Origin of the sequence: Sinorhizobium sp. P24N7 (genome assembly GCF_042436655.1) — a bacterium.
In the GTDB taxonomy this organism is placed as follows: domain Bacteria; phylum Pseudomonadota; class Alphaproteobacteria; order Rhizobiales; family Rhizobiaceae; genus Sinorhizobium; species Sinorhizobium meliloti_A.
The window spans coordinates 76,491-100,114 of the sequence record NZ_JBHMIW010000005.1; the positions used below are offsets into that span (position 1 = coordinate 76,491).

Sequence of the window (23,624 nt, forward strand, 5' to 3'; positions counted from 1 at the left end):
TAGCATTGATTACCGGGCGCCGGCCGGTTGCGACAAGGAAAGCGACGAATAAATGGCAACAAAAGTCAAAGAAAACGAAGAAGCCGACGTTGAACGTGAAGGTGCACCGGACGGTCCGCTTCTCGATCTTTCCGACGATGCTGTCAAGAAGATGATCAAGGCCGCCAAGAAGCGCGGCTATGTGACCATGGACGAGCTCAACTCCGTTCTGCCCTCCGAAGAAGTGACTTCCGAGCAGATCGAAGACACGATGTCCATGCTTTCCGACATGGGCATCAACGTCATCGAGGACGAGGAAGCCGAGGAGGCTGCCGCCAGCGACGACGATGACGGCGCCGACGAGGGCGAAAGCGAAGGCGGCGAACTCGCGCCTGCCAGCGGCACCGCGCTTGCAGCCAGCAAGAAGAAGGAGCCGACCGATCGCACCGACGATCCGGTGCGCATGTATCTGCGCGAGATGGGCTCCGTGGAGCTTCTCTCGCGCGAAGGCGAAATTGCCATCGCCAAGCGTATCGAGGCCGGCCGCGAAACGATGATTGCCGGGCTTTGCGAGAGCCCGCTTACCTTCCAGGCGTTGATCATCTGGCGCGACGAGCTGAACGAGGGTCAGACCCTTCTGCGCGAGATCATCGATCTCGAGACGACCTATTCCGGCCCCGAGGCAAAGGCTGCACCGCAGTTCCAGAGCCCGGAAAAGATCGAAGCCGACCGCAAGGCTGCGGAAGAGAAGGAAAAGGTACGCAAGACCCGCGCTGCGGCGAACGACGACGACATCACCAATGTCGGCGGCGAAGGCCAGCCATCCGAAGAAGAAGAGGAGGACGACGACGAGTCGAACCTCTCGCTCGCCGCGATGGAAGCGGAACTGCGTCCGCAGGTGATGGAGACGCTCGACGTCATCGCCGAAACGTACAAGAAGCTCCGTAAGCTGCAGGACCAGCAGGTGGAAGCGCGCCTTGCCGCGACCGGCACTCTGTCGCCGGCGCAGGAGCGCCGCTACAAGGAGCTGAAGGACGAGCTGATCAAGGCCGTGAAGTCGCTGTCGCTCAACCAGAACCGCATCGACGCTCTGGTCGAGCAGCTCTACGACATCTCCAAGCGCCTGACGCAGAACGAGGGCCGCCTCCTGCGCCTGGCCGAATCCTATGGTGTCAAGCGTGAGGCGTTCCTGGAGCAGTATTCCGGCGCCGAGCTCGATCCGAACTGGATGAAGTCGATCAGCAATCTCGCCGGCAAGGGCTGGAAGGAGTTTGCCAGGGCCGAAAACCAGACGATCCGCGACATCCGCCAGGAGATCCAGAACCTTGCCACCGAGACCGGCATTTCCATTGCCGAGTTCCGCCGCATCGTATCCATGGTCCAGAAGGGCGAACGTGAAGCGCGTATCGCCAAGAAGGAGATGGTCGAGGCCAACCTTCGTCTGGTGATCTCTATCGCCAAGAAGTACACGAACCGTGGCCTGCAGTTCCTCGATCTGATCCAGGAAGGCAACATCGGTCTGATGAAGGCGGTCGACAAGTTCGAGTATCGCCGCGGTTACAAGTTCTCGACCTATGCGACATGGTGGATCAGGCAGGCGATCACCCGTTCGATCGCCGATCAGGCCCGCACGATCCGCATTCCGGTGCACATGATCGAGACGATCAACAAGATCGTGCGCACCTCTCGCCAGATGCTGCACGAGATCGGCCGCGAGCCGACGCCGGAGGAACTGGCGGAAAAGCTCGCCATGCCGCTCGAAAAGGTGCGCAAGGTCCTGAAGATCGCCAAGGAGCCGATCTCGCTCGAAACGCCGGTCGGCGACGAGGAAGATTCGCATCTCGGCGATTTCATCGAGGACAAGAATGCGCTGTTGCCGATCGACGCGGCCATTCAGGCGAATCTGCGCGAGACGACGACGCGCGTGCTCGCCTCGCTCACGCCCCGCGAGGAGCGCGTGCTGCGCATGCGTTTCGGCATCGGCATGAACACCGACCATACGCTGGAAGAAGTCGGCCAGCAGTTCTCGGTCACCCGCGAACGCATCCGGCAGATCGAAGCGAAGGCGCTGCGCAAGCTCAAGCATCCGAGCCGTTCGCGCAAGTTGCGCTCGTTCCTGGACAGCTGATTCCAGGACCTTCCACGAAGTGACGAAGCCGGGCCTGGATCCAGCGCCCGGCTTTTCTTTGTGCGCCGGGCCTGGCGCAAAACCGTACCTCGTTTTCCTCGAATTGCTTTATACTTTGCGCGTCGCGGCAGAGAAGGTCGCTCCCTCCCATCGCCGGGAACTTGGCGTCCCGAGGCCGCATATGAGCGCGCGAATGCGCTCCGGTATTTTTCAGATACAGGGCATCCTTGAGCGCCTTCGGCCGGAGGCGGGATGCTTTGCGGGAGGTGTGAGATGACGACTTACGTTCTGCTTCTCAATTGGACCGAGCTGGGTATCAGGAACGTGCGCGAGTCGCCGAAGCGGCTCGATGCGGCAAGGAGGCAGCTCGAGGAAATGGGCGGTTCCTTCAAGGATTTCTATCTGACGATGGGCGAACACGACATGGTTGCGATCTGCGAAGCGCCTGACGACGCAGTCGCTGCGCGCTTCGCTATCACGCTCGGCATGAACGGCAATGTGCGTACGCGCACGCTGAAAGCCTTCCCGGAGGCCGCCTACCGCGAACTGATCGGTACGCTCTGATCGAGCGCTTCCGGATCGCCGCTCATCTGCCTGCCGGCGCCTTCTCCCCGCAAGGGGCGAACGGAGTCGTTCGCCCGCTCCCCGCCTGCGGGGGAGCTCGGATTCTAACCCGAGGAGAGGGGTAGCCCACTTCGCCTACGCATAAAAACCGATCCTTAAGATTTACGTCTTATCAACCTCTCGCAAACGAGAGGTTCCGCGATGCGTTGCGTTTTTGTCGTCGTCCTCCTGTTGTTGGCCGGCTGCGGGACGGTGCCGAGAGAGACCCGGAACGCCTGTGCGGTTTTCGAGCAGCGAGATGGTCTTTTTAACAATTGGCGCAGGGCTGCCTACGCGGCAGAGCGCGAATACGGCGTGCCGGTCCCGGTGTTGATGGCGACGATCTATGCCGAGTCAGGCTTCCGCCATAATGCCAGGCCGCCTCGCACGAAACTCTTCGGCTTCATCCCGTGGACAAGGGTCTCGTCGGCCTACGGCTACTCGCAGGCGCTTGACGGCACCTGGGCGCGCTATCAGTCCGAGACTGGCCGGTGGACGGCGCGCCGATCGGATTTCGGCGACGCGATCCGCTTTATCGCCTGGTATCACAATCAGAGCCATCAGCGGAACGGCATCGCTCTCAACGATACCTACCGGCTCTATATCGCCTATTACCACGGCCACAGCGGCTACGCCCGCGGCAACTGGAGCGATACGGCAAAGGCAGGCGCCAAGAGAGCATCCGGCATGGCTGCGAACTACGCGCGCCAGCTGCGCGGCTGCGGCTCCTGACGCGAGCGGATGACGGCAGCCATCAAAATGTCGTCCCCCTGTCGGATCCTGCGCTCTTCGATCGTCCTTGTGATGTCAACGTGGAGGAGACGAAAATGGCGTATGTGGACGGTTTTCTCGTTGCAGTGCCGACGGCCAACATAGAGGCCTACAAGAAGCTGGCGAGCGCGGCGGGTGCGGTGTGGAAGGAGTATGGCGCGCTCAATTACGTCGAATGCCTCGCAGACGACGTGCCCTATGGCGAACTCACATCATTCCCGCGCGCGGTTCAGGCAAAGGACGACGAGACCGTCGTCTTCTCGTGGATCGTCTACCGGTCGCGTCAGGACCGGGACGCGATCGTCGCCAAGGTGATGGCGGATCCGAGACTGCAGGGCGACGAATGGAAGTCCATCTTCGATGGAAAGCGCATGATCTATGGCGGGTTCGAGGCTTTCCTCGAACTATAGAAACGGCGTTGCGGCCTGCGGTACGATCCCGTAAGTCATGGAGCGAACCGGATGCTAGACAGGCCCCTTACGTCTCTGGACATGCGGGGCCACAGCAGTGCGCGGAAGCTGGCGGAGGGGAGAATGGCGCAGACCGTCATCGCAATGTCTACGAAAGGGCAGGGGCTCTACGAGTTCACGGCCGCGGCCGGCGACTTCGTGCGTGCGTCCGGCGTGGACGAAGGATTGCTCACGGTTTTCGTCCGTCATACTTCCGCTTCGCTGATCATCCAGGAGAACGCCGATCCGGACGTGAAGCGTGACCTCCATGCCTTTTTCCACCGGCTGGTACCGCCGTCCTCCGATCGCTCGATGAGCTGGATCGTCCATACGATGGAGGGGCCGGACGACATGCCGGCCCATATCAAGGCGGCACTCACACAGGTGTCGCTCGGCATTCCCATCATGCAAGGACGCCTGGCGCTTGGAACCTGGCAGGGGCTTTATCTGTTCGAACACCGCGACCGGCCGCACCGCCGCGAGATCGTCCTGCATCTCGGCAGCTGACGAGGCGCAGGTGCGGCGGCGCGGGCGGGCGCTACCATTTTCTCTTTCCACGCGGCCGGCGCATTGCGGTAGAGTGAAGCGGGGGACAATTCGGAGGAGAAAATGACAGACGCCCAGACGATAGCCAGCCGTTTCATCGAAGCCCTGAACGACCGCGACTTCGACACGCTTTCGCGTCTCGTCGGCGAGGACGTCGCGTTCGACTCGCCCACCGGGGAGCGAACCCTCGGCGCCGGCGCGCTCAGGAGCTGGGTGATGAATTATTTCCGCCATTTCGACGAGAGCTTCGGCGACGTCGTGTTGATGCGGGACGCCGGCGGTGAGCGGGTGGCGGCGGATACGACCGCGCGCGGTACCTATCGCGAGACGATGGCCGGCTTTCCCGAAGCCTCCGGTCAGGCCTATTCCATTGCGAGCGTCTTCGTCTTCGAGATCGAGGACGGTCTCATTGCGCGACTCAGCCACTATCGCAACAGCCGCCTCTTCGAGCGCGAGCTGGCGGGGTGAGCCCGTCTTAACCGTCTGACGCCAACGCACGTCCGGACGAAGAACCTTTATACACTTTTCTGGAATCGCTCCTTAGCCTGTCGGATCAATAACTTACCCTGCCGGAATGTACCGGGGGTTTGGAGCGATTCATGGCGCGTCGGGGGCGTGATCAACCTGAATACTGCATGAACGGAGGGTTCCGGTGCCGTTCAGTTTGGCGGGCCTATGTTTGCCTCAATCGTCAACCAGAACCGCTTCGTCACACCGGAGAAAAGCAATGAAAAAGTTCCTCGTTAAAGCCGCCGTCGCTGCAGTGATCGGATTGACCGGTCTGGTTTCCACGGCCTCGGCGCAGTCGCTCACCCTGGAATTGGGTCCGGGCGGCGGCGTCCACTACCGCGACTATGACCGCCACGACGACTGGCGCGATCGCCGGCACTATGACCGCCGCGACCGTCGCGGCCGCTGTGCACCCGGCCTCGCCGTCGAAAAGGCACGCGATCGCGGTCTCCGCCGCGCCTATGTTGCCGACGTAACAGGTCGCCGCGTCGTCGTCGAAGGCCGCCGCCATGGGCACCGCCAGGCCATCATTTTCGCCAATGCACGCGGATGCCCGGTCATCGGCCGCTGGTAAATCCCCGGTTTTTCCATCTCGTCTCCCCCGGCCGACGGAAATGGAGCCCTCACGCCCTGGCGTGGGGGCTCTTTGCTTTGCGCTTCGGACCCCGTTACTGATTGACGGCGAACGTCACGTTGACGGTGACGTTATAGGCATTCTCGCCGGTCGCCATCGGAACCGAATCGGCGGCGGCAAATTCCTTCGCCATGCTGCGGACCACGGGGATCGGTTCGGGCCGGGAGGGCTGCTCCGCGATCTCGATCACGCGTCCGAGCGAGACCCCCGCCGCCTCGGCCAGAACCTTGGCCTTGTTGATGGCGTCGGCGACCGCGGCCTTGCGGGCTTCCGTGATCACGGCATCCGGCTTGTCGTTGGTGAACTCGATGCCGCCGCCCTGATTGACGCCGAGGGTCACGGACTTGTCCAGGATCTCGCCGAGCTGTCCCAGATCCCGCACGCGCACGCCAACGCCGTTGACGACCTGATAGCCCACCAGTTCCGGCGGCCGATTACCGCCATCATTGTTCGGCGGATAGTGATATTGCGGATTGATCGAGAAGCCGCTCGTCTGCAGGTCGCGCTCGGCGATCCCGGCCTGCTTCAATGCCGAGAGCACGTCCGCCATCGCCTTGTTGTTGGCATCGAGCGCTTCGCGCGCGGTCTTGGCGTCCTTGACGACGCTGAGCTGCAAAATCGCCATGTCCGGAGCGGTCGTCGAGCGGCCCTCGCCGGAGACCTTGATCACCGCCTGACGGCCCCTGACACCGTCCGGGCGCCCCTTGCCATCTCCCTTGCCGGCGGTGCTCTCCTGCGCCGCCGCCGCGGCTGCAAAGGCGCCGGCAAATGCGGCTGCGACTGCGGCGACATGAACGGTACGGGCAATGCGTGTAGAAAACATGGACGTTTCTCTCCGGTTGTTTATCCTCGATTCCATGCTTACTGATTGTGTAGCTATTGCGGCAATGGCTTGTCGGCAAAAAGGTTTTACGCTAGAGCCTGCACAGCGGACTGCCATTGGTCCGCAACCGCCGGCGACGACGGCAGGGCCTGTAGCTCAATGGTTAGAGCCGGCGGCTCATAACCGCTTGGTTGGGGGTTCGAGTCCCTCCGGGCCCACCATTTTCTTTTGTTTTCAATTGGTTACATGGGGGTTTTTCAAAAATATTTGGAAACCTTTTGGTAAACCCTCCGGGCAAAGAAAAGGGCGGCTCGATGGCCGCCCCTTTTTCATTCGCCAACAACCCGCAAGCGGGGCCGCACTCCCTCCAATATCGAGCCCTCTCGCCAGTTCCGCCCCAACCGGCTATCAACTGGGTGCGCACGGTTCCCGAGACGTTCAACGCGCGGAGGAAAAATGGTCCAGACGCCGCTTCACAGTTCATTCGGTCCCACCGTAACGGCCGCGCAAGTCGCACTTCGTTCGGACCTCACCGGGCAAACAGCAATCGTTACAGGCGGTTCCTCCGGTCTTGGCTTGGAGACCGTGAAAGCGCTGTCTTCACGCGGAGCATTTGTCTGCGTGCCCGCGTTGAACCCCTCGCTTGCCGCCACAGCCCTTGAGGGCATGGAGCGTACTGAGGTTTGTCCCATCGATCTGATCGACGAACCCTCCATCCGCGCCTTCGCAGACGCATTCCTCGGGCGTCGAAAGCGGCTCGACCTCCTTGTTCTCAATGCGGGCGTAATGGCGAGACCCTTGTTCCGCGACGCGGGTGGTCGTGAGGGTCATTTGTCCATCAACCACCTGGACATTTTCGCCTGACGTCGTTGCTATGGCCCGCGTTGTGCTCGGCGGGCAAGTCACGGGTGGTCGTGATGTCGTCTCGCGGTCACCAAATGGGCGACGTCGACTTCGACGACCTGAATTTCGAGCGGCGTGCTTATGAGAAGTGGATGGCCTATGGACAGTCCAAGACAGCGAACGCGCTTTTTGCCGTCGCGCTGGATGCCCGGGGTGTAGATCACGGAATACGCGCCTATTCCGTACATCCCGGCATGATCATGACTGCCGGCATCGGCCATCTGAGCCGCGCCGAGTTCGACGCTTTCGGAGCCCTCGCGCCTGACGGCTCACCGATAATCGATCCGGTCAGGGATATGAAGACGGTGGAACAAGGCGCTTCCACTGCGGTTTGGTGCGCCACCGCGCCGGAACTTGAAGCGATAGGCGGTGTCTATTGCGAGAACTGCGGCATAGCGGCAATCAGTCCCGATGGACCCGATGGAGTACGCCCTTATGCCGTCGATCCAGAAAGGGCCGAAAGGCTTTGGCGCGAGACTGTCAGTCTGACAGGTTTAGAACCTACGAGAGCTTGACAGAAACGGCCCGTTCCCGATGGTCTCATGACCAAAGCCACGTAATCTTGACAGACTCGATGAAAATCGATGGACGACGTCCCTCTTCGGAAGCATAAATGTGCGCCGGGGACGTCTTTATTTCAGAATCACGAATTTTGGACTGACGTAGCGCTCAGTCCGCATCAAATTTTCAACGGTCATTCAGGATGATGCAATGGAAGGGCAGGCACTCCCAGCCGGAACTGCTATAGCTGACGTCGCGGTCACCTTCGGGCCATTCTCCCTTTATCCTGGCAGACATGTTCTGCTGAAGGAAGGCGAACCGCTGTCGATCGGCTCGCGCGCGCTCGAGATACTGATCGCGTTGGTGGAGCAGGCGGGCGAGCTTGTAAGCAAAGACGATTTGACCGCAAGGGCCTGGCCAAATGCGGCCGTGGAGGAGTCCAATCTAAGGGCGCAGATCGCATTGCTCCGAAAGGTGCTCGGCGACGACCAGACAGCTCCCCGCTACGTCGTCTCCGTTCCCTCGAGAGGCTATCGGTTCGTTGCTCCGGTCACCCGAATGCCACTCGAACCTGCCGCGGGGGCATTAGTCGACAACAACCTTCCGAAGCAACTTACGCAGGTGATCGGGCGCGAAGAGGCGATCAAGATCGTGGAAGGGCGGTTCCAGCGATTCCGGATTGTCACTATCGTCGGGCCTGGCGGCATGGGCAAGACGACGGTCGGCATTCGCGTGGCAGCCCAGCTCCTGTCATCGCACAAAGACGGCATTTGTTTCCTTGACCTGGCTCCGATAACGAATCCGCAGCTGCTCCCGTCTATCTTGGCCTCGGCACTCCGGCTGACAGAGACGTCGGACGATCCGACAAGGAGCCTGATCGGCTTTCTCCGCGGAAAGAGAATGCTGATCGTTTTCGACAGCTGCGAACACATCCTTGAGGACGCCGCACGACTGGCGGAAACATTGCTCCGTGAAGCACCGGAAGTCGCGATTCTGGCAACCAGTCGCGAAGCGTTGCGAGTGGAGGGCGAAAGTGTTTACAGGCTCCCACCTCTCGACATGCCGCCATCGGCTGTCGTCCTGACCGCCGACGACGCATTGAAATACCCAGCCATCCGTCTGTTCGTGGAGCGGGCTGCCTCTTCCGGAAGCGGGTATTCCTTCAATGACGACGAAGCTCCGGTCGGGGCGCACATATGTCGGCAGCTTGACGGGATTGCTCTGGCAATCGAACTTGCCGCGGCACGGGTCGAGGCATTCGGCACGCGCGGCATTGCCGAACTTCTGAACGATCGCCTGCTACTGCTGACAGGTGGGCGGCGCACGGCTCTTCCCCGTCACCAAACCTTGGCGGCTATGATCGAGTGGAGCTACGGAGCACTTTCGGCTCGAGAGCAGACGGTCCTGCGTCGCCTAGCCATATTAGGAGGAGAGTTCGGACGGGAAGCTGCCGTGGCGGTCGCCGCCGATCAAAACAACCCGCAACCCGATGTGCCGGCACGCCTGGCGGACCTCGTCGCCAAGTCCCTCGTATCGGTCGACACACAAGGGAAAGGCGTCAGGTACCGCCTTCTCGACACGACACGAGCGTTCGCTTTGGACAAACTTCGGCAAGAGGGAGAGACCGATGCCCTCGTGCGCCACCTGGCGCAATATCTGTGCACAATCCTTAGTCACTCGCAGGACGAGGTCGAGACCCTTACGAACGAAGAATGGATGCTGAAATACGCGTCCAATATCAACAACGTTCGCTTCGTTCTTGATTGGGCCTACGCAGAGGGCGGCGACGTCGAGATCGGCCTTGCGGTCACAGTGGCCGCAATTCCCATTTGGTACCAGCTTTCCCTTGTCGACGAATGCATGACGAGCGTTCAGCGCGCGTTACTTGGGATCGCGCCCGGAGAGCGAAGAGACGACCAAGCCCGGCAAATCACGCAGCTCTACAGAGCGTTGGGGTTGTCGCAGGCGTTTAAAATCGGTTTCGCCCCGCAAGCTCTCGCCGCCTTCGCGAAGGCTTTCGAGATATCGAAAGAGTTCGGCGACCTCGACGCCCAAGCCGAAGCCCTCTGGGGCCTGTGGATGGCCCAGGTGGGCATGGGCGAATACAGAGAATCGCTGGGAACCGCGGAACGTTTCGTCGCGCTCGGCGGCAGCGGCCTTGACCGTTTCATCGGCGATCGAATGCTCTCCATGACTCTGTTTTGTGTCGGCGACTTCCGCGGTTCCCGCCGTCACGCAGACCTGATGATGACACACGACACCTCGGCCGAGACCGCCTCCGCAGGGTCGGTTCGCTTCAGGTTCGGTCAGTCGGTCGCCGCGAAAATACAGCCCGCTCAGCTGCTTTGGGTACAAGGGCTTCCAATCCAGGCGATCGCGGCAGTAGACATCGCCGTCGAAGCCGCCCGCGCCTCGGGCCATGCGATCTCGCTGTGTGAGGCCCTGGCGCGCTGGTCCTGTCCTATCCTGGTCCATGTGGGCGACTTTGCGGCAGCGGATACGGCCGTCATTGAGCTCATCGACCTTGCAAAGACGAACGCGCTCGGTCCATGGGAAGTGTTTGGGCGGTGCTGGAAGGCGACGTTGTTGATACAGCGGGGCCTCCCAGACAGAGGCGTTCCCCTGTTGCGGAACGGACTGACCGAACTGTCGCGTGTCAAACTCTTCAATCTCTACAATGTTAGATTTCTAGGCTTTTTGGCCGACGGTCTCTCTTTGCTCGGACAGCATGCCGAAGCCCGCACGGTAGTCGAGGCGGCGATAAACGCCAGCGAAGAGAGGGAGGAACTCTGGTGCGTCTCCGAACTCCACCGTTTGAAGGGCGATGTGATGCTCCGCGGCGGTGGCGATATCGAAGCCGTCCAGCGTTGCTATCTCCGCGCTCTTGAAGTGGCGCGGCGGCAGGACGCGATCTCCTGGGAGCTTCGGGCGGCAACGAGCCTGGCCAAGCTGGCGGGCGACCACGGATACCCCGCCGACGCGCGTGCCACCTTAGCCTGCGTCTACGCGCGTTTCACCGAGGGGTTTGAAACGGCCGACCTAGCCTCCGTCAGGGAGTTGCTCTCGCGGATGGCCTGACCCCTCAGGTGGGGCTGTGCGGGCGCTGTCACAAGAATTCACCATGATTCACTGGCCCAACAACGTATCGGTCTGCATCTTCTGCTCGTCGCATAGTCGTCGACCGCATGAAAGGCAAGCAGATGAAGACCACCGCAACCACCATGGACGCCCTCGTCCTGAATGAACACAACTCGCATTTCGTTCGCACCAGGATGGCCTGCCGAGCGCCGGTGACAGGCGAGGTGCTGGTGAGGGTCAAGGCGAGTAGCGTCAACCCGCTTGATCTCAAGATCAAGAGCGGCCAGGCTCCCCATGCGCGGCATCCCTTGCCGGCCATTCTCGGCATGGACGTCTCCGGCGTCGTCGAGGCCGTAGGACCCGGCGTCGCCGCGTTCAAGCCCGGCGACGAGGTTTTCGGAATGACGGGCGGTGTCGGTGGTCTCCAGGGTTCGCTGGCCACCTTCGTCACCGTCGACGCCGACCTGCTCGCACCCAAGCCCGACAACCTGACCATGCGCGAAGCGGCGGCGCTGCCGCTTGTCTTCATAACCGCGTGGGAGGGTCTCGTGGATCGCGCGGACGTAAAGGCGCGGCAGAAGGTGCTCGTGATCGGTGCCGGCGGTGTCGGCCATGTCGCCATCCAGATCGCGCGCGCTTTGGGAGCCGAGGTCTTCGCGGTCGACAAGTCGTCCAAGCACAGCCAAATCGAGGAGCTCTGCGCTACAGCAATCGACCGCGATCAGACCGCCGAGGAGTATGTGAAGGACCATACAGGCGGACGCGGCTTCGACGTCGTCTACGACACCGTGGGCGGGTCCGGGATCGACGCCGCTTTCAATGCGGTGAGCCGCTTCGGACACGTCGTGAGTTGCCTCGGGTGGGGCACCCACTCACTAGCTCCGCTCTCCTTCCGGGCTGCGAGCTACTCAGGCGTCTTCACGCTGCTGCCGATCCTGACCGGAGAAGGACGCGCCCACCATGGAGCGATCCTGCGCGAGGCCAAGCGCCTCGTCGAAGCCGGAAAGGTCACACCTCTCCTCGACGCGCGCCGCTTCAACTTCGAAACCGTCGCCGAAGCATATGCCGAAATCGAAGACCGGACTGCCAGGGGGAAGATCGTCGTCGACGTCGCCGAGTAGCCGGAACCCACCGCCAACTCATCCAAACGCTTGGAGGAATTACGTCATGCCATTTGTCAATGTGAAACTGGTTGACGGCGTCTTCACGCCGGAAGAGAAGCACGCCATGGCTAAGGCCCTGACCGACGTCATGGTCAAGTTCGAAGGCTCGGAAGCCTTCCGCGAGGTCGTGTGGGTCCTGATCGAGGAGCTCCACACCGACGGTTGGCACATCGGCGGCCGCCCGTTCGAGGGGCCCAAATCGCTGATGACGACACTTTCGAAGTCCAAAGAGGTGGTTGAGATGATCGACGGCACGCCGACGACCCGAAAGGAATGGGCCGCGGCGGCACCTGTCCTGGGCTGATCCCATGCACTAACGGCGACCACAATAGAGCGGCCGGGCGTAATCCGGCCGATAGCGGAGCCGTGTTCACGCCACTGAGGGAAGAGATATGATTACCAGAGAAGCGTTTCCGATGCTCACGGCGACGAGACGTGAAGTCCTGACAGGAACCGCCGTCGTCGCACTTGCAGCGACGCTTCCTTTGGAAGTACTGGCCGCCACGGCCTCGTCGAATCCAACCACCCCAATCCTTGAAGGGAGCGAGACCATGAACAGCATCACGACCAAAGACGGCACGCACATTTTCTACAAGGACTGGGGTCCCAAGGACGCGCAGCCCGTCGTTTTCCATCACGGCTGGCCGCTTTCCGCCGACGACTGGGATAACCAGATGCTCTTCTTCCTGGGTAAGGGTTACCGCGTCATCGCCCACGATCGGCGAGGGCACGGACGCTCCAGCCAGACGTCCGGCGGCAACGATATGGACACCTACGCCGCCGATGTCGCGGCGCTTGCCGAAGCGCTCGACCTCCGGGACGCGATCCACATCGGCCACTCGACGGGCGGCGGCGAAGTCACAAGGTATGTCGCCCGGCACGGCAAGGGCCGGGTCGCCAAGGCCGTCCTGATTTCCGCCATTCCTCCCGTTATGGTCAAGTCTGCTAAGAACCCCGGCGGACTTCCGATCGAGGTCTTCGACGGCTACCGTGCTGCTTTGGCGGCGAACCGCGCGCAGCTCTATCTCGATATCGCCAGCGGCCCGTTCTACGGCTTCAACCGCCCCGGCGCAGCCATATCGGAAGGCACCATTCGCAACTGGTGGCGACAGGGGATGATGGGCGGAGCGAACGCCCACTACGAATGCATCAAGGTCTTTTCCGAGACCGACTTCACGGAGGACCTCCAGATCATCGACGTGCCCGTTCTGGTCATGCACGGCAGTGACGACCAGGTCGTTCCGATCGCGGACTCCGCGGAGTTGTCCGTGAAGCTGCTCAAGGACGGCAAGCTCAAGGTCTACGACGGCTATCCGCATGGAATGTTCACGACGCATGCCGACGTGATTAACGCCGACCTGCTGGCCTTTATCAAAGCGTGACGCCCCGGGCAGGCCGCGAGGTCTGCCCTACCTCCCACAAATTCAGCTGGATAGCCGTCGGCTCGCCTGAGACCGGCTGCGGAAAGGTATGCCATGAAATCCGAACACATGCTCTCCCGTCGTGGATTTTGCCTTTGCTGCATCGGGGCGGCGGGCTTCGCGGCTACCAGTGGCTGGATGAGTCCCCGCGCCGCCTACGCCGAAGCGCGCGGCTTGGTGAGCCTCATCAAGGATAGCGCCGCCAGTGCCAAGATCGCCACCCACAAACTGCGAGGAAACGTCACCGTCCTCGAAGGCTCCGGCGGCAACATAGCGGTCCTGGACGGCAAAGACGGCCTCTTCATGGTGGACGCAGGCATCAGCGTCTCCAAGACGCAGATGACGAAGACGCTCGCGGCGATCTCCGCCGAGCCCGTCACCCACCTCATCAACACCCACTGGCACTTCGACCACGCGGACGGAAACCCGTGGCTTGGCGCGGGTGGAGCCAAGATCATCGCCCACGAGAACACCCGCAAATATCTCTCGCAGGTGCACAGGGTCGAGGACTGGGACTACAATTTCCTGGCCCTGGAGCCCATCGGCGTGCCCAAGCATGTCTTCGCGAAGGAGCATTCGCTCAAGCTGAACGGCCAGTCGCTGGACATGAAGTATTACGGCCCGGCGCATACGGACGGCGACATCTCCGTGATGTTCGGCGAAGCGGATGTCCTCCATGTTGGCGACACCTACTGGAACGGCATCTACCCCTTTATCGACCACTCGACGGGCGGCAGCATCGACGGGATGATCGCCGCGTCCGACGCCAATCTGGCCGCCTCGACCGACAAGACCATCATCATTCCCGGCCACGGAAACCCCGTGAGTAACCGGGCGGAGCTCCAGGCCTTCCGCGACATGCTCGTCGCCATCCGGGAAAACGTCGCGGCGCTCAAGCGCGAGGGGCGTTCAAAAGACGAGACCGTAGCCGCCAAGCCCACTGCAGCTTTCGACGCTAAGTGGGGCAAATTCGTAATCGACCCGGCGTTCTTCACCAAGCTGGTCTACGAGGGCGTGTAACGCCTGACCCGCAATAACCGTTTTCCTGGCGCGTCCCTCCCCATCCTCCCGCGCGCCAACGGGACGCCCCCATCGGGGCGTCCCGGCATCAAACCGTCGCAGCAGTCTGAACCCTCAGGAGACAGCCATGTCCGAAGCGAAAAGCGCGCTCTTCATCGACATTCCGGTCGAGCTCAAGGAAGTGAAATCCGTCCATAGCATCGGAGGCCTCGAGTTCGAAGGCGATCTTCCCGCGGCGCTGTTCCATCTCCAACTGATCACAACGGACATCGCGAACTGGAAGGCGGCATCCGACATCATCGTGGTCTTCCACACCAACGCCGGCCATGTCACCCTCGACGATGCCGCCTACAACGCCTCCCGCAACATCGCCACGGGCAACCCGTACAAGAAGCTCGTCTCCGATCTCATAGATGTCGGCGTGAAGGTCGAGCTCTGCGGGGCGACCGCCAAGGTCAACGGATGGGGCAACGCCGACCTCCTTCCCCACATCAAGATCAACCTCGACGCGATGGCGCGCACGATCCAGCTCGTGCAGCAGGGTTTCGTCAAAATCACCGAGTGACTTCACGCGCTCCGTCCGGGTGACGGCTCGATCTGCAGGAGGCTCACATGCTTCAAGTCCCACAATTCGGATTCCATTCGACGGCGTCGGAAGTCTTGAGCGACGTCGACCTCCATGGGAAGACCATGATCGTCACGGGAGGCGCTAGCGGTATCGGGATCGAGACGACGGCTGCGCTCGCCGCTGCCGGCGCGTCCGTCGTCATCGCCGTCCGTCGCCCGGAGGCCGCCGAGGAAGTCGCGCAAGACCTCAGGATCAGGACGGCCAATCCCGACATTTCGGTCCGGTCGCTCGACCTTGCCGATCTCCGCTCTGTCGGCCGCTTCATCGAAGACTGGGAGGGCCCGATCCACGCGCTCATCAACAACGCGGGAATCATGGCTTTGCCGGACCTTCGGCGCTCTTCTCAAGGCTGGGAGATGCAGTTCGCGACCAATTACCTGGGTCACTTCGCCTTGACCCTCGGCCTCCGCCGGCACCTTGCCAACGCCCAGGGCGCGCGTGTCGTGTCCGTGAGTTCGAGCGGCAGCCTCTTCGGACCCGTATTCTGGGACGATCCCCACTTTCGCTTTATTCCCTATGATCCGCTGCTGGCGTATGCCCAGTCGAAGACCGCGTGCACGCTGCTCTCCGTCGGGATCAAACAGCACTGGAAGGACGACGGGATCGTCTCGAACGCCCTCAACCCCGGCGCGATCGCCACAAACCTTCAGCGCCACACCGGAGGGCTCCGCACCCCAGAGCACCTGCGCAAGACACCCGAGGAGGGGGCAGCGACGTCAGTCTTCGTCGCTGCCTCCCCATTGGTCGAGGGCACCAACGGGCGCTACTTCGAGAACTGCGCTGAGGCACCGATCGTCCAGAGCCGTCCTCAGCTGAAGTTGGAGGGCGTTCCCGACTACGCGCTCGACCCCTCCAACGCGGAGAGACTTTGGCACATGGCGCTGAAATTCCTGGAAGAGTGCCGATGAACACGCTCCAACACGTGGGTTCCATGTACGAAAATCACCTCGGGTGCGGCTTCCCCCGATGCGCGACAGAGCTCGCCTTCTTGAACATGGCCGGAGTGTGATCCGTGAATTTTGGACGATCAGACAACAGTTCAGGACTAATCGACCTCAAACGTCCAGAGCGAGCGCCTTATGTAGGCCTCCGAACGGAGAATGCAAATGCAGGATAATTCACAGGCATTCGATGAGATCGCAATGAGGAAAGCCCGCTATTGCCGATATGTCGACACCAAGCACTGGGAGAAATTCCGGGAACTTTTCGCCGACGCGCCGACCATCCGTTTCGTTGATCCCGATGGTCATACGATCCATGCCTTCACGTCGGTCGACGAATTCGTCACGACAAGTGCCAGCTACCTTGAAGGCGCGCGCACGATTCATCACGTCCACAACGCAGAGATGGAGCGCGTCGCGGAAGGTCTGGTCGACGCAATCTGGTCGATGGAGGACTACTTGGTCTTCCCGCCCGCGAACGATGAACGCCCCGCCAGCATGCACGGCTACGGCCACTATTACGAAACCTGGGAGTTTCTGGACGGACACTGGCGCATAGCCAAGCTGGAGCTTCGCCGAACCATTCTGGAAATCTCGCCCAAGGAGCGTTTGCAATGACCCAGGGCCCCATCGGAGTCGGCATCATCGGCGTCCATCCGGACCGCGGTTGGGCATCGACCGCCCATGTGCCCGCGTTGCGTGACCTCGAGCAGTTTCGACTTTCCGCAGTGAGCCACACCCGCATGGAGATCGCAAAGGCATCGGCCGAGAAGTTCGGTTTCGACCATGCCGTTTCGTCGACGGAGGAACTCGTCAATCATCCTGAGGTCGACCTAGTCGTGGTCACGGTTAGGGTGCCGGAACATCTTGGGCTGGTGACGGCGGCCCTGGAAGCCGGGAAATCCGTGTTCTCGGAGTGGCCCCTCGGTATGAACCTGCGCGATGCGGAAACCATGAACGCGCTCGCCTTGGAGAAAGGTGTCTCGGCGATGGTCGGGCTCCAGACCCGGGCAAACCCCACCATCCGGCATATGCGGAGGCTCGTTTCCCAAGGCTATGTCGGCGAGGTTCTCTCCGCGACGGTCATCGGCTCGGGGATCACGTGGGGCGAAGAGATCGAGGAAGCGTTCCGCTACACGCTCGACCCCTCCCAGGGCGCGAGCATGCTGCACGTGCCGTTCGCGCATACGATCGACGCTCTGATTTTCGCTCTGGGCGAGGATTTCCAGACGGTCTCCGGCACCCTCGTCAGTCGCCGCCCGACGATCAGGATGACCGAGAGCCAGGAGGTCGTCCCGTTCGAGGTCGCCGATCAGATCGCCTTCACCGGCAAGCTCGCAAATGGCGCGCTGATCACCAGTCACTTCCGCGGCGGGCTGTCGCGTGCGACCAATTTTCACCTGGAGATCAACGGAAGCAAGGGCGACCTGTTGCTGACAAGCCCCGTGGGCTACGTGGGCCTGGGTGGATTCAGACTCATGGGCGCTCAGGACGGCGAGACCTTGCATTCGCTCTCCGTACCGGACGACTTCGGTGCCGACGAAAACGTGCTCACGGGGAACGTCAAGAAACTCTACGAACTCTTCGCGTCCGACATTACCTCAGGCACGCGCCAGAGCCCGACATTCGGGGATGCCGTCAAGTTGCACCGCCTTATCCATGCGGTTGAGCACAGCGGAGGAGTGGCGCGCGATGTCTGAGACGATGAGGGCATTGGTTATGTACGAGCCGGGAGGACCCGAAGTCCTGCAGGTCCGGGACGTGGCGAACAGCGCGCATGGCATCGCGGTAATACCCAGCAGTGGGCGGAAATCTACACGAAAATCTTTCCGCCCTACGCGTTGCTGATCGAGAGCTACCAGAAGACGCAGGAAGTCGCCACCAACCACGAGCAGCTGGATTCGGCTCGGGCTGAGCACGGCCGTTGGCCCAATGCAAACAAGGGTTCGACCACTTATGGACGGATTTGCAAACCGATCGCTTGGTCTCTCCAGTATCGAAAGAATTCGTTGCGCTGCAACCGCGTGCGCCCTTCCTGGATGGTGGTCAAACAGGAAGGGCGACAGTTCACGACTTACGGGTTGACCTTCTCAATGTCGGGCAGCGCCCAGGACTTGTCGAAGAACGCCTCTGTCGGGCCATAGAAGCGGAAGTAGGCGAACCACCCCTTGTCGGGGTTGGTCTGCACCCAGTTCGCCTCCTTGCCTTCGGGGGCTTTCGGGCCGAAATAGACGTCCACCGATCCGTCCTCGTTCGCGACGATGTCTTCCTTGCGCGATGAGATGTCCGGCCGTCCCTGCTCGGTGACCGGCATCTGCCGCGTCGCCTCGTCGTAGGCTGTGACCGACCAGAAATTCTTTGCCGGCGGATTGGCCGGGACATGAAGTTTGTAGGTGTTCTCGCCCGAGAGCCATGCCCCGTCCGTGTCCTTGTAGGACGCGATGTAGCGCTGTCCGACGCCCACAGTCTGGGTCAGCATCGCCTTCGAAATCACGACGGCCTCGTAGAACCACGCGGCACGCTCGTCGAGCTGATCATAGGTGTTCGCCTTCTGATCGGTCGCCACGACCAAAGCATGCTTCCAATTGGTCCCCTCCCAGAAAGGAGGCTCTACCCTTTTGTCGGTGGTGTTCGCCTTCGCCATCGCCTCGCCGACCAGAACCCCATCCTGGAGCAGTTTGCTCTGTCTTTCGTCGGGCTTGAATGACCTCCCTCTCTCGAGGCCGAGGAATTTCAATTGAGCCAGGATCAGCCGGTCGCGTTCGTCGATGGGGTTGCGCTGGATGACTTCGTTCAGACTGTCCCAGTAGGCCATGCCGCGTGGCGGCATCTGGCTCCACTTCTTGTCACCGGCGGCGCGTGCCGGCATCGGCTCGCCAGTGCCTTCGACAGTCCAGGAGTAGGTCTTGATCTGCGGGATCATCTCGGCGATCGCCTTTTCCTTGTCGGCATCGAGCAGCCGGAAGCCGGCGAAGACGTCGCGGCTCGTGGCCTGCACCACGAAATAGCCGGGTGCCTCCACCGGTCCGTATCCGGGCGGCATGATCAGGTATTTTCCACCCTTGCCCATGTCGGGGCCGACGACGCCGAGATCGGCAAGCACCCGCTGCCACGGGTCGAGGATCATGCCCGCGATCAACCCCGGAGGCACTTCGACGACGAAAGGACCAGTTTCCTTCAAGTCGATAAAGGTGGCGATGTAAGGCGTCGTGTAGTTCGGCGTCAGGATTCCCAATTTTTCGGCGAAGTCCAGATAGGTGAGCATCTCGCCGCTCTTGCCGCCGAACACGCTGTAGTGGGCGCGACGCCATTCGTTCATACCGACCGCCGGGATGCCCCAGAGATAAGCTTGCGATGCGCGCTGGAAGTCCATCTCGTCATACAGCTTTTTCACCGTCTCGGCGGATGGATATCCGCTCTGGAAGTTCAACTCGCCGATGCGGGTTTTGACTGCGGCATCGCCCTCGAAGGGGTTCGCCTCCTCAGCCCATGCGGCCGATGCGCTGCACAATGCCGATCCCAAAAGAGCCGACGTCAGAATTTTGGAAAGCACGGTCATGATCGTTCTCCTGCAGGTTGGTTTCCGGTCCGGGCCGGCCCATCGGCCCGCCGAATTTCATTTCGCTAGGATTCTCGGCCGTGTCAGCCGTCTCGCCTTGAACGGGAGTTTGTCATTTGATCTTCTCGAAATCGCCCGGCTTCCAGCTATAGTCGACGGCGCGCTCGCCTGGACCGTAGAGCCGAAGGATGGCGAAGAAGCCTCGGCCGGGAGCCGTCGCCAGCCAGTTGGCTTCCTTGCCTTCGGGAGCCTTCGGCCCGACGTAAAGGTCGATCGTGCCGTCTGCATTGACGACCGGTTTGTCGCGAGAGCCGAGCGACGGGTAGCGCCGCTCCTCGGTCGCAAGGCCCGATGCGTTCTCCGCCTCGTAGAGCGTCAGCGACCAGAACAACTCGGCCGGTACATCAGGCGGCAGCGTCACCTTGTAGGAATTGTCCCCCGACAGCGGCGTGCGGTCCGCATCATTGAAGGCGATTGCGTAGAAGGCACCGCGGCCCGGCGTCAGCGACACCATACCGGGGCTGATTGAATAGTAATCCGTGAACATCCATGCCCGGTGCTCGATGTCCGTGAAGCCGTGTTCCCGGTTCACCCAGGATAGGTCGATCGACTTCTCCGGTCCTGGTTCGGCGGCGGTGTTTATCGGATTGGTCCAGCGCCGATCTGGCCAGACGAGGAGCGACTTACCGCCGACCTCCTCGCTAAGGCCGATGGCGCGGCTCATCTTATAGCCGACATCCGCTGCGGTGTTGAGGATTGCCCGCGTCTGCGGAGAGGGCGAGAGGGGTTCCTTCGCGATCAGGCCGACATTGGCGAGGAGACCAAGACCGTCCGGTCCCGCCAGATTCTGGCCTTCACGGTCGATCAGCCACTTCAACTGCTCGAACGCCGAGATATCCGAACGCGGCAGCATGTTCGCGTTCACGCCGGAGGCATTCGGAAATTGCATCGGCTTGCGCTCGCTCTCGGGGAGGTTCAGCGGATAGAGCTTGACCTGTTCCACCAGTTTGTTGGTGGGCTCGAGATTGTCCGGATCGTCGTAGAATGCGCGTAGGAATACGAAGAGGTTATTGGTGCCCGAGCGGTAGATATAAGCATCTTTGGGTAACTGTCCGTCATAGCCAGGCGGCGTGATGACGAATGTACCGCCTTTGCCCGCATCGGGGCCGGGCAGGCCGACGTCGCCGAAAAACTTGCCGCCGTCCATCGGGATCGGCCGCTGCCAGAAGTCAAGCAGGATGCCCTGAAGTTTCGGAGGTGCCTCAAATACGATCGGACCCGTCTCGCCCATATCGACGAAAGCCATCGCATAGATCAGGTCGGAGTTCGGCGTCGTCACCATTGTCTTGGTGTCAAGCCTCTCTTTCCAGACGGGCATCACGTTGTAGCCGGTGCCAAAGACGTCCTCGGCTCCGCTCCTCATGCCCAGCGTGTTGATCAGCGGTAAGGCCCAGATATAGGCTTGGGTCGCCTGCTGAAAGAGAAGCTCGTCCTTCAGTGTCTTGGCAGTCTCGGCCGTGGGACGGTTCTGCTCGAACGGTAGGTTGGCCAGTCGATCGAAGCGTGCCTCTTCGGCCGCTGCCGAACCGGTCAGTCCCAACGCAAGGAATGCAGCGGCTATCGATGGAAATGCGGTCGTGCGTTTCATGATACTCGGCCTTCTGCTGTGGTTGGTGTTCCAATGCCGATATGCCGGATTTTCGGGCCGACTATGCACCCCCGCGCCCGCAGGCGGCTATGCGTTTTTTGCCAATCTCAGAACCAGGCCCGTGAAATCGCGCGGAGGGATTGTGCGGCTACGGTTGCGCTGGGCTTCTCTCCGAAAAGCTCCTGATACCAGCCGGACATGCGCCCGTGTTCGGCAATGCCCCACTTTTTGGCGCTTGCCGATATGGTCGCCAGTTGATCGACAGCCATCAGATCGCGGCGAATTCTATGCAGCCGAAGCCTGCGCAGATAGTGGTTGGGCGTATCGCCCAGCACCTCGAGAAAGGCGCGGTAAAGGGTGCGACGGGACGATCCGCACGCCGTCGTGATATCGGTTATCGATATAGGACTTGCGAGATGCCGGTCGATATATTGTTGCGCCAGTCGAACGATGGTTTCATAGGACGAAGGCCGGCTTGCGGCGGTCGTCCCACGATCGTTTGCGTAGTGAGAAATTACGGCCCGCAACATCGTGCTTCCTATGTGGACGCCGGCCTCTGTTTCTACTCCCAGGTGCACCCGGAGCAACGCTTCTCTCAGCTCTTTGAGTTTTTCCTGGGCCAATGGCTTGGAATGAACCGCGGATTGCAGAAACCTGCGGCCAAGACCATCCTCCAGCCGGCGCAGATCAAGAGTTGCCGTTACATACATCGATCCTGGTGCGCATAGGACGTCGACCTCGCAACCCGGAAGGAGAATACCCACCGTTCCTTCCGGGGCCTGTCGCAGACAGACTCGAAATCCACCGACCTGGGAGAGCACAATTCCGACGGTGACGGCAGCGTCCGACAGGACACCCCTCGCCATCGCATTCCCCGCGATAAAGCCCGAACTGAGAATCACGCCGTCGTATGTGCTGAAGGCGAGACTGCCGCCGATCTTGCGCCCTCTATGCGCCTTTTGCCAATCTAGTGGGCTGTCGAGCCTTCCTGTGCGGATTCGGACTGCTTGAACGCTGCTAATGTTTCGCTCGGCAGTTCCCCGAACAATTCGCGATACCATCCCGCCAATCTGCCGAGTTCGCTGATGCCCCACTCATTTGCCACGACCGCGATGGTGCACGCTCGTTCCCGATCAGTCGCGAGGCCCCGTCTTATTCTGTGCAGCCTTAGACGCCGGACGTATGTTTGGGGAGTGTCGTCGAGGATGTCCGCGAACGCGCGGTAGAGCGTACGACGCGAGGCGAAGGCGGCAGCGGCGATGTCATCAAGGGCTATCGGCTCGGAAAGGTGGTCGACTATGTAGGCTCTGGCACGCGCCACGATCCTCGCATGAAGATGTGTGTTGGCCCGGCGTCCGTGGTTGTAAGGGGGGCGACCAAGATGATTGATGAGCGCTCTCAGCAGCATCTTCCCGAGACCGGGCCGTGCGGGGTTGCCCGTGTGGATGCGGCTAAATTCCGCCGCAAGCGCCGTTACCACCTCCGGCGTCATGGATCGATTGTGAATCCCAGTTCCGCCCAGCGCAGCCCTGTCCAGAACCATTCCGTTTTTTCCGGCTTCCTGCTCGAGCTGATCGGCGGAAATCGTCGCTACGGCGTACATGGAGCCCGGCGCGTAGAGAGAATCGTGTTCGTCCCCTCCATGATATATGGCCACGTCTCCAGTTTTGACCTCGGTGAACGAGTGCCAGGATGATCCGGGAAGCCAAAGGCCAAGCCCCAAAGAAAGAGTGTCCGGGGAGAGAGGTCCGCGAAGCGCCACACGGCCTTCTATGAAGCCGCCGCTGTATGTCACGCCATCCTGCTCGGAAAAAATGAGGCTGCCTGACAGCTTGCCACGCGCCATCTGTGTAGCTTCCATTCCGGCACCATGCACGGCATCGGACAGGTCTTCGACTTGCGATATCTCGATACGGTGCCAGGGGGACGGGACCTGCTGGAGAATTCCTTCCATTCCGAAACAGCCCTCTTTTCGGAGAAGTTTCATACCGCAAACGGCCTGGGTGCAAGCATTCCACGACTTCAGCTTCGTCGATCGTTTCACGACCCAGGATTGAAACATAGAGGAGCCAGTGTTCATCGGCATCGCAATGCGAGAACTTGACGGCAATAGTCCCCGGTTTAAGGCCTGCTGAGGTTCAGGCCGTCCGCCGCGGCTTATCTCATTTCCTCATTCCTGTGCTTGTCACAGGAATCCAGCCAGACCAAGTCCTTGGGTTGAAAGACCTTTTCCCGCGCCGCAGACGCGGCGCTGCTCTCATCCTTGTGACGAGCACAGGATGAGGAACGAGGAGACGTTGCAGTCCCCGAAACTTTCCT

The 23,624-nt window shown here is 61.2% G+C and carries 21 protein-coding genes, 1 tRNA gene and 2 pseudogenes; 19 read left to right on the forward strand and 5 right to left on the reverse strand.

The features are described from left to right. Positions 1-52: 52 nt before the first annotated feature. The 7 genes from rpoD to ACFHWW_RS09935 all read left to right on the forward strand — a co-directional run bounded on the left by rpoD (position 53) and on the right by ACFHWW_RS09935 (position 5,560). Positions 53-2,107: an RNA polymerase sigma factor RpoD gene (rpoD, locus tag ACFHWW_RS09905; protein WP_018095614.1), complete on the forward strand. Its 2,055-nt coding sequence runs from the start codon at positions 53-55 to the stop codon at positions 2,105-2,107. 273 nt (positions 2,108-2,380) lie between these two features. After that, positions 2,381-2,671, forward strand: coding sequence for a GYD domain-containing protein (locus ACFHWW_RS09910; RefSeq protein ID WP_003532955.1), 291 nt, complete (start codon positions 2,381-2,383; stop codon positions 2,669-2,671). A gap of 201 nt (positions 2,672-2,872) precedes the next feature. After that, on the forward strand, positions 2,873-3,442 hold the full coding sequence (locus ACFHWW_RS09915) for a transglycosylase SLT domain-containing protein (RefSeq protein ID WP_018095613.1): 570 nt from the start codon (positions 2,873-2,875) through the stop codon (positions 3,440-3,442). Positions 3,443-3,537: 95 nt separating this feature from the next. Next, on the forward strand, positions 3,538-3,891 hold the full coding sequence (locus ACFHWW_RS09920) for a DUF1428 domain-containing protein (RefSeq protein WP_379938100.1): 354 nt from the start codon (positions 3,538-3,540) through the stop codon (positions 3,889-3,891). 123 nt (positions 3,892-4,014) lie between these two features. After that, on the forward strand, positions 4,015-4,437 hold the full coding sequence (locus ACFHWW_RS09925) for a secondary thiamine-phosphate synthase enzyme YjbQ (protein WP_127710059.1): 423 nt from the start codon (positions 4,015-4,017) through the stop codon (positions 4,435-4,437). Positions 4,438-4,539: 102 nt separating this feature from the next. Further along, positions 4,540-4,944, forward strand: a complete 405-nt coding sequence (locus ACFHWW_RS09930; RefSeq protein ID WP_018095610.1) for a ketosteroid isomerase-related protein — start codon at positions 4,540-4,542, stop codon at positions 4,942-4,944. 259 nt (positions 4,945-5,203) lie between these two features. Continuing rightward, positions 5,204-5,560: a hypothetical protein gene (locus ACFHWW_RS09935; RefSeq protein WP_379938101.1), complete on the forward strand. Its 357-nt coding sequence runs from the start codon at positions 5,204-5,206 to the stop codon at positions 5,558-5,560. A 94-nt stretch (positions 5,561-5,654) separates the two neighbouring features. On the opposite strand, the gene ACFHWW_RS09940 is transcribed toward ACFHWW_RS09935, so the two are convergent. Continuing rightward, entirely contained in the window at positions 5,655-6,443 is a 789-nt protein-coding gene (locus tag ACFHWW_RS09940) for an SIMPL domain-containing protein (RefSeq protein WP_003537551.1), read from the reverse strand. A 145-nt stretch (positions 6,444-6,588) separates the two neighbouring features. On the opposite strand from ACFHWW_RS09940, the gene ACFHWW_RS09945 reads away from it, so the two are divergent. The 12 genes and pseudogenes from ACFHWW_RS09945 (at position 6,589) to ACFHWW_RS10000 (ending at position 17,798) form a co-directional block, all read left to right on the forward strand. Further along, positions 6,589-6,664: transfer RNA gene (locus ACFHWW_RS09945), tRNA-Ile, on the forward strand. A gap of 235 nt (positions 6,665-6,899) precedes the next feature. Continuing rightward, a pseudogene (locus ACFHWW_RS09950) lies at positions 6,900-7,861 on the forward strand (SDR family NAD(P)-dependent oxidoreductase). A 196-nt stretch (positions 7,862-8,057) separates the two neighbouring features. Continuing rightward, positions 8,058-8,375: pseudogene (locus tag ACFHWW_RS09955) on the forward strand (transcriptional regulator); the annotation flags it as partial. 372 nt (positions 8,376-8,747) lie between these two features. Beyond that, the gene (locus ACFHWW_RS09960; RefSeq protein WP_379938273.1) at positions 8,748-10,925 is read left to right on the forward strand and encodes an ATP-binding protein; all 2,178 of its coding nucleotides are present in this window, start codon (positions 8,748-8,750) and stop codon (positions 10,923-10,925) included. A gap of 122 nt (positions 10,926-11,047) precedes the next feature. Then, entirely contained in the window at positions 11,048-12,046 is a 999-nt protein-coding gene (locus ACFHWW_RS09965; RefSeq protein WP_379938102.1) for a zinc-dependent alcohol dehydrogenase family protein, read from the forward strand. 46 nt (positions 12,047-12,092) lie between these two features. Further along, entirely contained in the window at positions 12,093-12,392 is a 300-nt protein-coding gene (locus tag ACFHWW_RS09970) for a tautomerase family protein (protein WP_056584964.1), read from the forward strand. Positions 12,393-12,480: 88 nt separating this feature from the next. Continuing rightward, complete coding sequence (locus ACFHWW_RS09975) at positions 12,481-13,470, forward strand: alpha/beta fold hydrolase (RefSeq protein WP_100671801.1); 990 nt, start codon at positions 12,481-12,483, stop codon at positions 13,468-13,470. A 93-nt stretch (positions 13,471-13,563) separates the two neighbouring features. Then, positions 13,564-14,529, forward strand: a complete 966-nt coding sequence (locus tag ACFHWW_RS09980) for an MBL fold metallo-hydrolase (protein WP_379938103.1) — start codon at positions 13,564-13,566, stop codon at positions 14,527-14,529. A gap of 127 nt (positions 14,530-14,656) precedes the next feature. Beyond that, positions 14,657-15,094, forward strand: a complete 438-nt coding sequence (locus ACFHWW_RS09985) for a DsrE family protein (RefSeq protein ID WP_018095588.1) — start codon at positions 14,657-14,659, stop codon at positions 15,092-15,094. 125 nt (positions 15,095-15,219) lie between these two features. Then, positions 15,220-16,065 carry an SDR family NAD(P)-dependent oxidoreductase gene (locus tag ACFHWW_RS09990; RefSeq protein ID WP_379938262.1) on the forward strand — a complete coding sequence of 282 codons (846 nt, stop codon included), beginning with the start codon at positions 15,220-15,222 and terminating at the stop codon, positions 16,063-16,065. Between the two features lie 198 nt (positions 16,066-16,263). Beyond that, complete coding sequence (locus tag ACFHWW_RS09995; RefSeq protein ID WP_379938104.1) at positions 16,264-16,716, forward strand: nuclear transport factor 2 family protein; 453 nt, start codon at positions 16,264-16,266, stop codon at positions 16,714-16,716. Next, the gene (locus ACFHWW_RS10000) at positions 16,713-17,798 is read left to right on the forward strand and encodes a Gfo/Idh/MocA family protein (RefSeq protein WP_379938105.1); all 1,086 of its coding nucleotides are present in this window, start codon (positions 16,713-16,715) and stop codon (positions 17,796-17,798) included. The genes ACFHWW_RS09995 and ACFHWW_RS10000 overlap by 4 nt, the downstream gene beginning before the upstream one ends. 374 nt (positions 17,799-18,172) lie before the next feature. Here ACFHWW_RS10000 and ACFHWW_RS10005 read toward each other — a convergent pair whose 3' ends face one another. The 4 genes from ACFHWW_RS10005 to ACFHWW_RS10020 form a co-directional block, all read right to left on the reverse strand. Beyond that, entirely contained in the window at positions 18,173-19,657 is a 1,485-nt protein-coding gene (locus ACFHWW_RS10005) for a DUF1254 domain-containing protein (RefSeq protein WP_379938106.1), read from the reverse strand. A 112-nt stretch (positions 19,658-19,769) separates the two neighbouring features. Then, on the reverse strand, positions 19,770-21,305 hold the full coding sequence (locus tag ACFHWW_RS10010; RefSeq protein WP_379938107.1) for a DUF1254 domain-containing protein: 1,536 nt from the start codon (positions 21,303-21,305) through the stop codon (positions 19,770-19,772). Between the two features lie 107 nt (positions 21,306-21,412). Next, entirely contained in the window at positions 21,413-21,835 is a 423-nt protein-coding gene (locus tag ACFHWW_RS10015; RefSeq protein ID WP_379938108.1) for a helix-turn-helix domain-containing protein, read from the reverse strand. A 437-nt stretch (positions 21,836-22,272) separates the two neighbouring features. Then, the gene (locus ACFHWW_RS10020; RefSeq protein ID WP_379938109.1) at positions 22,273-23,259 is read right to left on the reverse strand and encodes a helix-turn-helix domain-containing protein; all 987 of its coding nucleotides are present in this window, start codon (positions 23,257-23,259) and stop codon (positions 22,273-22,275) included. Positions 23,260-23,624: the final 365 nt, after the last annotated feature.